This is a genomic window from uncultured Campylobacter sp. (assembly GCF_938031315.1).
GTDB lineage: Bacteria > Campylobacterota > Campylobacteria > Campylobacterales > Campylobacteraceae > Campylobacter_B.
The window spans coordinates 1-7,809 of record NZ_CALHHT010000171.1 but is presented as its reverse complement, the minus strand read 5'-3'; the positions used below and the strand labels follow the sequence as shown (position 1 = coordinate 7,809).

The window sequence follows — 7,809 nt, the reverse complement described above, 5'->3', positions numbered from 1 at the left end:
TGATGAGCCTATTTCTCAACGCCGCGCTGTGGGGATATGCGCTGATAGATAAGCTCCTTTAGCAGCAACTGCGTATAAAAATTTAATTTCGCCGCAGCGCCATAGATAAATGGTAAATTAAGCCTAAATTTCGTAAAATCGCCGCCAAGACGCGAGGTCGCGTAATACGTTAAAAGGCAAACGATGCAAAGTTCAACCTCATAAATCCCGCTAAATTTAAACCAAATCAACCAACAAATTTAAATTTAAGGCAGAATCATGAAAAGACGAGACTTTCTAAAACTAGGTGCGCTTGCGGCAGCTTCGGCGCAGGCAAAACAATTTGACGCCGCGGCGCAGGCGATATTTGACGAGCAGATGGGGCTTTGCGCGAATAAATTTGGCGCGTTTTACGTAAAAACCATCGGCGGCAGGGTCGTGGGCACAGAGCCATTTGAGGGAGACGCGATGCCAACGGTGCTAAACAACGCCCTAAGCGATCACATTCAAAACGAAACGCGCGTGAAATACCCCTACGTGCGCAAAAGCTTCCTCGAAAATCCCGCAGATCCAAAGCCGCAGCTTCGCGGCAAAGAACCCTTCATGCGTGTTAGCTGGGACGAGGCGATAAAGCTAAGCGCCAAAATTTTGAAAGAAAACTTCGACAAATACGGCTCGGAGGCCATCTACGGGCAGCTTTATCAGTGGGGCAGTCTCGGTAAGGTCGGCCACTCGCAGCGCACCGCAAAGCGCATGCTAAACGCGCTAGGAGGCTACGTGAGCGAGCTTGGCGGCTACTCATACGGCGCGGCGACTGCGTTTTTGCCTCACGTGACGGGCTCGATCGATCCGACTCACGCTCCGACGCGCTGGGAGGGCGTGGTAAAGGAGGCCAAAACGATCGTGTTTTGGGGCACTAATCCCGTCGTCTCAAATAAGATCGCTATCGGCGTTCCGATGCACAACTCCTACGCCTACTACGAGATTATGAAGGATAAATTTAAAAAAGGCGAGATGAAAATTTACAGCGTGGATGTCTACCGCAACGAAACGGCGGAGTATTTCGGCGCGGAGTATCTCGCCGTGCGCCCTTGCACCGATACGGCGATGCTGATCGGGCTTTGCGAATATCTTTACGAAAACGGGCTTTACGACAAGGAATTTATTGAGCGCTACACGGTCGGTTTTGATAAATTTAAAGAGTATTTCACCGGCGCGAAAGACGGCGTGAAAAAGGATCTAAAATGGGCGAGCAAAATTTGCGGCGTGAGCGAAAAGGAGCTAAAAAACCTAGCGGGTACGCTCGCTAAAAAAGACACGCTCATCGTCACGGGCTACGCGATACAGCGTCAGCACCACGGCGAGATGGCGTACTGGGCGCTGATCACGCTAGCTGCGATGCTAGGCGACATCGGCAAGACGGGGCGCGGCTACGTGATGAACGATCAGATGCATAAAAACGCCGATATTAGCTTCATCGCGCCAAAGCTTCAGGCCTTTAATCCCGCGGTAAACGAAAAATACATCGCCCCGCAAGGCAAGCTAGCCAAAGCCAAATACCACGAGATACCAAACAGCAGGCTCATAGACGCGATCATGGAGCCTGGCAAGCAAATCGAGCGCAACGGCAAAAAATACGTCATGCCGCACATCCGCGTGATGTTTAACGCCAACGGCTCGACCTTCACCCGCCACCAGGGCACCAACCGCGCGGTCGAAGCGATGAAAAAGATAGAAGCGATCATCACCACCGAGCCCTTTTGGACGAGTACGGCAAGACTCAGCGACATCGTGCTGCCGTCGGCTCTTGAGTGCGAGCGCACGGACATAGAGTTTGCAAACTCGACTAGCGAATATCTTTTTGCGATTAAGCCGCTAGTAAAGCCCGCGGGCGAGAGCAAGAGCGACTTTGAGATCGCGCGGCTCATCTGCGCGCAGTGGGGCGAGGAGTACGAGCAGGCCTTTAGCGAGGGTAAAACGGAGCTTGAGTGGGTGAAGGAAATCTACGCCGATGCAGTCCAAAAAGCCGAAGGCATGGGCATAGCGATGCCTAAATTTGATGAGTTTTGGCAAAGGGGCTACGTCAAATTTGATAAGATCGACGAGAAAAAGCGGTACTTCACAAACTACGCGGACTTCCGCGCCGATCCCGAGAAAAACGCGCTAAAAACCCCGTCGGGCAAGATCGAGCTCTACTCCGAAGCGGTCGAAAAGCTAGGATATCCCGACTGCCCGCCGCACGCGACGTGGATGGAGCCCTTTGAGTGGCTGGGCGGCGACGTGAGCAAGTATCCTATCGCTATCAGCGGCGCGCACTCTAAATTTAGGCTCCACTCGCAGCTAAACAACTCGCTCATCCGCAACTACGCCGAGATCGCGGGCCGCGAACCCGCGCTTATTAGCCCCGCCACGGCAAAGGCGCGCGGCATCAAAACGGGCGACGTAGTGAGGATCTACAACGACCGAGGCGAGATCCTCTGCGGCGCGCTGGTAAGCGATACGGCGCAAGATAACGTCGTGATCGTAAGCGAAGGTGCGTGGTATGATCCCGCCGTCTGGGGCGAGCGCAGCCTATGCAAGCACGGCAACATAAACGTGCTAACCAAGGACGTGCCTAGCTCGCAGCTATCGCAAAGCAACACCGCGCACACGAGCATGGTGCAGATCGAGAAATTTAAAGGCGAACTGCCGAGCGTAACGGCGTTTGATAGGCCCGCGACAATAGAGGCTTAGCGCGCTTTCTAGCTCTTGTGCCAAAGCCCTACCAGCCGTTTATCGCAAATAAAATCGCTAAGTTTTTCTGCGCCAAGAGCTCGTCCGAGAGGCGGTCGTATTCGCCCCCGAGCCCCATTTCTTGCGCCATAGACGGCGGCTCATCGTCCCAAGAGCCCATCGCACCGAATACATCGGCGATCCCCGCCGCGGCAAACGCCCTCAAGCTCGGCTGCGGCAGCGCTGCAAACGAAACGGCGTAATACTCGCCTACAGCGACTTCGCCCCGCAGCGTCTTAAGCGCATTATCAAACGTCTGCGCAAAGTTTTCGCAGCCTATCTTGCTCGCAAAATCCCTAATTTGCACTAAAACATTCCCGAATTCTGCGCTGTTATCGCGCGCGTTTAGCGCATCCCGCGGCATCCCGCACCAAAGGCGCTCGACGTATTTCACGCACCAGCCATTTTTATCGCAATCATACTTCCACTGCGGCACAAAAATGCTGTCAAAGTCCTCAAAGCGGCAGACGATGCCGTTTACGTTCATCCCCGAAAATCCCAAAAGCGCTCTATCTTTTACGAAAGTTAAAATACTAAGCCCCGCGTCCTTCAAACCGAGCTTTAGGCACTGCTCTATCCGACGCCGCCGTGCGGAGGCAGGCTCGTCCCCTCGCCCTTCTTGCGCGAGCCGACCGATAAAAAACTCGCGCGCTTTTTGCAAAAGTGGCAAGCCCGTGCTTTCGTCGGCGCCTTTTTTTCTCGCCGCTTTTTCATTTGCCGCTTCTTTGCTGTTCGCGCGCTTTTGCTCCGCTGCACCGCCGCTCTCGGCAGTTTTGTCCATCGCACTGCTCTGCACTGCACCGTACGCATCTTTTTGCTCCGCAGCTTTACTTGCGTCGTTTACGCCGTCCTGCGCTGCACGGCTCATACCCTCTGCGGTGCGGAAATGCTCCTTTGCAAACTCAAAATTTAAATATTTTATATATTTTTGATCTTGCGGCAGCGGCTTAGGATTGCCGCGCAGAGCTGATTTTAGCGCAGTACGCACGATAGATACGCTTCGCCATTTATAGATATCTTTAAATTTAGATGCTTACATTCATGCGGCGGATTATTCACGCACGGCGCAGAAATCTAGCTACGATAAAATTAGGCGCCGCGAGCGTGGAATTTTAAAAGCAGCGACCATATCGAAAAAGGCGCCGTTATAAATTTACAAATGCCGCGCATGTCGGTAAAATTCCGAAGCTGAAATCCACGAGCGGCACGGGCAAGGCGATGTGCGTTAAATTTGCGCGCACTCCAAAAACGACAAACCGCTTTAAATAAATTCCAATCGCGCTCGCACCATTAAATTTTAAAAGTAAGTTGCCGCACCGAGCTACAGCAAAATTTAAAGCGAATTAGCCGCAGGGCTCCGCATGATTAGACCAAAAAATCGCGCCGTAAAATTTTAAACGTGGTTTACTATATCCGGACTACCACTAAATTTAAGCAAGGCGATCGCGCTACTGGATCAAAGATCGCGCCGATACCGAGCAAAACGCACTATGAAATTTTAAAGACAAGTCGCCACGCCTACGCTGCCACCAAATTTAAAATGAACCGATCGCACCGCAAAATTTTAAAAGCAAACCGTTGCGCCCAAACTAGCTAAATTTAAAATGAAGCAATCGCTTCGTTTATGCTACGAATGCCGCTCGTCCGCAAGCTGCCGATCGCAAGCCCTACGCCGCGAGTGCCCTACGCTACGACGTTTGGAAACTCATAGACCACGCGGCCGCTTTTGATCGTGCATACCGCAGCGCCCGTAAGCTGCTTGCCGAAAAGCGGCGAGTTGCGCGATTTGGACTTATTTAGCGCCTCGTCGTAAACGTAGGAAATCTGCGGATCGATGATCGCGACGTCGGCCAAAAAGCCCTCTTTGATCTCGCCCTTGTCCTTTAAATTTAAAATTTTAGCCGGATTAAACGAGCACAGCCGCACCATGTCTTCAAGACCGATGACGCCCTCGTTTACTAGCCGAAGCGTAAGCGGCACGAGGGTTTGAAGCCCCAAAATTCCAAACGGCGCGTGGTCGAATTCTACAAATTTATCGTCGGTATTGTGCGGAGCGTGATCGGTCACGATGGCGTCGATCAGACCACTTTTAAGCGCCTCTCTGATCGCCTGCACGTCGCTTTGGGTACGAAGCGGCGGCGACATTTTAAAATTCGTATCATATCCCATCAGCTCGCGCTCGTCGAAGGTGAAGTGATGCGGCGTAGCCTCGCAGGTGACGCGGATGCCCTCGCGCTTAGCCTGCTCGATGAGCTTTAGCGACCACGCCGAGCTTACGTGCGCGATGTGGATGTGCCCGCCCGTCTTTTTGGCAAGCAGCAGATCGCGTGCGATCATGATCTCCTCTTTTTCGCTCGCCATCCCCTTTAGACCGAGTATCGCGCTGACTTTGCCCTCGTTCATCACGCCGCCGTGGCAAAGCGAGCAATCCTCGCTGTGATTTATCACGAATGAGCCGAAGTGCGCGGAGTATTCGAGCGCCTGTCGCATCACGGAGCTGTCGGTCACGGGCAGCCCGTCGTCGCTGAAGGCCACGCAGCCGGCTTCCAGCATATCGCCCATCTCGACGATCTTTGCGCCCTTGCAGTCCTGCGAGATCGCGCCTATGGGCAATAGATCGATAAGCCCGCGCTGTTTAGCCTTAGCGATCATCGCGCGCGTGATGCTTGAGTTATCGTTTACGGGCCTAGTATTCGCCATCGGAAGGCAGGTCGTCACGCCGCCTGCGACCGCGGTTTCGCTGCCGCTGATGACGTCGTCTTTGTATTCAAGCCCCGGGTCTCTAAAATGCACGTGCATATCGATAAGACCCGGCATCACGAGCTTGCCCGCAGCGTCTATGACGCGGTCTGCGGCGGGACACTCGCGCGTGATCTTTGAAATTTTATCGCCCTCGATCAGGACGTTTGCTTCCTCGCTGCCGTTATGATTAACGATCGTGCCGTTTTTTATCAAAATTTTCATCGTGCGCTCCTATTTAAATTTATCGTATGAAGTATCGCCATTCGCATCGCCTCGCCGTTTTCTACCTGATCTAAAACGCAGCTATAGCGCGGATCGTCGGCTACGTCGGAGTTGATCTCCACGCCGCGGTTGATCGGGCCGGGGTGCATTATCATGACGCCCTCTTTTGCCGCCTGCATTCTCTTAGCGGTAAGTCCAAAAAATTTCGAGTATTCGCGCACGCTCGGGAAGCTCGGCTCGCCGTCTTGCCGCTCGAGCTGAATTCTTAGCATAATGATGACGTCGGCCCCCTCGATCGCCTCCTCTACGCTTTTGCATATCGGGCAGCCAAACGCGTCGCAGTCGCGCAGCATCATCGGAGGGCCGAAGAGCCGCACGTTTATGCCGAGCTTTCGCATCGCCCAGATGTCGCTTCTAGCCACGCGCGAGCGAAATATATCGCCGATGATCGCGACGTTTAAATTCTCGATCCTGCCCTTATGCTCGCTGATCGTAAAAAGATCCAGCAGCGCCTGGCTCGGGTGCTCGTTCAGCCCGTCGCCCGCATTTACGATCGATGCGTCGCAGTTGGCCGCGACGAATTTCGCCGCGCCCGAGCAGCTGTGGCGCAGCACGAAGATATCCGTGCGCATCGCCTGCATATTTCTGATGGTGTCGATCAGCGTCTCGCCCTTTTTCGTGCTGCTGTCCGCAGCCGAGAAATTTATGGTGTCCGCGCCCAGGCGCTTGGCTGCGATCTCAAAGCTCGTGCGGGTGCGGGTGGAGTTTTCAAAAAACGCGTTGATGACCGTCTTACCGCGAAGCGAGTCAGATTTTTTGATATCGCTGCGGTTGAGCGCTTTAAACTCGCGCGCCAGATCGATGAAGTCGTAGATGTCCTCGCGGCTCAGATCCTGCGCGCTAAGAAGATGCTTTAGCTTATACATTCCCTCTCCTTTTTTGGGCCGAATTTCAGCCGTAATTGTATAAAAAAATCTCTGATAAAATTTTAAAATTTAAGAGCGGGGCTCAAATTTAGACGCGAAATTTTGCTTGAAATTTCATTTGAGTTCGCATACGAAGCGCGAGCGGAATTTCGGGGTAAAATTTAAAAATTTTGGGATTAAATTTGAGCTTCTTGAGCGAAAATTTTAAAAAATCCATCGCGCCGCTTACGTAAAATTTTAAAGCTTTACGCGTAGCGGGCAGCTATAAAAGCAAAGAATTTAAAGCTTATTTAAATACTTTATATAATTTTTCGCGCTATTTTCTACGGCTTGCTCGCTTTTATCGTATGTAAAGCCGTATGAGACGAAATTAGGCATAGTCGTTGCGCCGACGAAATTAAACGTAGCTTTAAATGGCGCTAGCACCTCATCCACGCTAAAGCCCACAATGCCGTTTTTAGAGTAGTTTGCCTCGGTCGCGCCAAGTGAGATCGCAAGCGCAAATTTTTTGCCCTTAAGCTTACTGCCGCTCTCTGTGCCATAAGCCCAGCCGCGCGTAAAAACATCCTCAAACCACTGCTTAAGAAGCGGCGTGCAGTTTGAAAAACGAAACGGAAACTGAAGCACGATTTTATCGTGGCTTTCGAGCAGTTTTTGCTCCTTTTCCACATCGATTTTAAAATCCGCATAAAGCGCGTAAAGATCGTGAAGCTCGAACTTATCGGGATGTGCTAGCACGGCATCCCTCCAGTGGCGGTTTACGAGCGAGTCTGCGATATTTGGATGAGCTAAAATAATGAGAGTTTTCATTTCTATCCTTTAAATTTGAAATTGCGGGGCGCATTATAGCCCTACTTCGTAAAATTTTTCTCGTTTTATCACAAGCAGCCTTAAATTCTAAAGCTTTACTGGCCGCCACCCGCTTATCTTTACAGCAACTTCAAAGAGCGCGAGCTTTGAATTCCAAACTTCATCCACTACTCGCGCTTTATTTTAGAAATGCTCGCCCTAGAGGCACTCGTCGCGTTTTACGGAGGTTTATCACTTCTTTGCAAATATTCATATTCCATTGCGGAGGCTCGCGCGAGTAAAATTTTAACGAAACCGCCGCGCAGGGGAAATTTTAATAAAATTTAGCATCATTTCTCTGCGAGCATTTGCCACAACA

The 7,809-nt window shown here is 51.8% G+C and carries 6 protein-coding genes; 2 read left to right on the top strand and 4 right to left on the bottom strand.

Going from position 1 to position 7,809, the window contains the following annotated elements; translation table 11 throughout:
* Positions 1–258 precede the first annotated feature (258 nt).
* On the top strand, positions 259–2,712 hold the full coding sequence (locus Q0236_RS04560) for a molybdopterin-dependent oxidoreductase (RefSeq protein ID WP_297915548.1): 2,454 nt from the start codon (positions 259–261) through the stop codon (positions 2,710–2,712).
* A 28-nt stretch (positions 2,713–2,740) separates the two neighbouring features.
* Here the strand turns inward: Q0236_RS04560 and Q0236_RS04555 are convergent, their stop codons facing one another.
* Positions 2,741–3,739 (bottom strand): hypothetical protein, encoded by a 999-nt coding sequence (locus Q0236_RS04555; RefSeq protein WP_297915546.1) that lies wholly within the window; start codon positions 3,737–3,739, stop codon positions 2,741–2,743.
* Between the two features lie 411 nt (positions 3,740–4,150).
* Here Q0236_RS04555 and Q0236_RS04550 point away from each other — a divergent pair, with 411 nt between their 5' ends.
* Positions 4,151–4,348, top strand: coding sequence for a hypothetical protein (locus Q0236_RS04550; protein WP_297915544.1), 198 nt, complete (start codon positions 4,151–4,153; stop codon positions 4,346–4,348).
* An 86-nt stretch (positions 4,349–4,434) separates the two neighbouring features.
* Here the strand turns inward: Q0236_RS04550 and Q0236_RS04545 are convergent, their stop codons facing one another.
* The 3 genes from Q0236_RS04545 to Q0236_RS04535 form a co-directional block, all read right to left on the bottom strand.
* Positions 4,435–5,715, bottom strand: coding sequence for a dihydroorotase family protein (locus Q0236_RS04545; RefSeq protein ID WP_297915542.1), 1,281 nt, complete (start codon positions 5,713–5,715; stop codon positions 4,435–4,437).
* Positions 5,712–6,641, bottom strand: coding sequence for an aspartate carbamoyltransferase catalytic subunit (locus tag Q0236_RS04540; RefSeq protein ID WP_297915540.1), 930 nt, complete (start codon positions 6,639–6,641; stop codon positions 5,712–5,714). Before Q0236_RS04540 ends, Q0236_RS04545 begins: the two co-directional genes overlap by 4 nt.
* Positions 6,642–6,920: 279 nt before the next feature.
* Positions 6,921–7,451, bottom strand: coding sequence for an NAD(P)H-dependent oxidoreductase (locus Q0236_RS04535; RefSeq protein ID WP_297915538.1), 531 nt, complete (start codon positions 7,449–7,451; stop codon positions 6,921–6,923).
* Positions 7,452–7,809 lie beyond the last annotated feature (358 nt).

What these genes read in the sequence shown, in the direction of transcription:
- Q0236_RS04560 (WP_297915548.1), top strand. Translation starts at nt 259, where the DNA reads ATGAAAAGACGAGACTTTCTAAAACTAGGTGCGCTTGCGGCAGCTTCG.
- Q0236_RS04545 (WP_297915542.1), bottom strand. Translation starts at nt 5,715, where the DNA reads ATGAAAATTTTGATAAAAAACGGCACGATCGTTAATCATAACGGCAGC.
- Q0236_RS04540 (WP_297915540.1), bottom strand. Translation starts at nt 6,641, where the DNA reads ATGTATAAGCTAAAGCATCTTCTTAGCGCGCAGGATCTGAGCCGCGAG.
- Q0236_RS04535 (WP_297915538.1), bottom strand. Translation starts at nt 7,451, where the DNA reads ATGAAAACTCTCATTATTTTAGCTCATCCAAATATCGCAGACTCGCTC.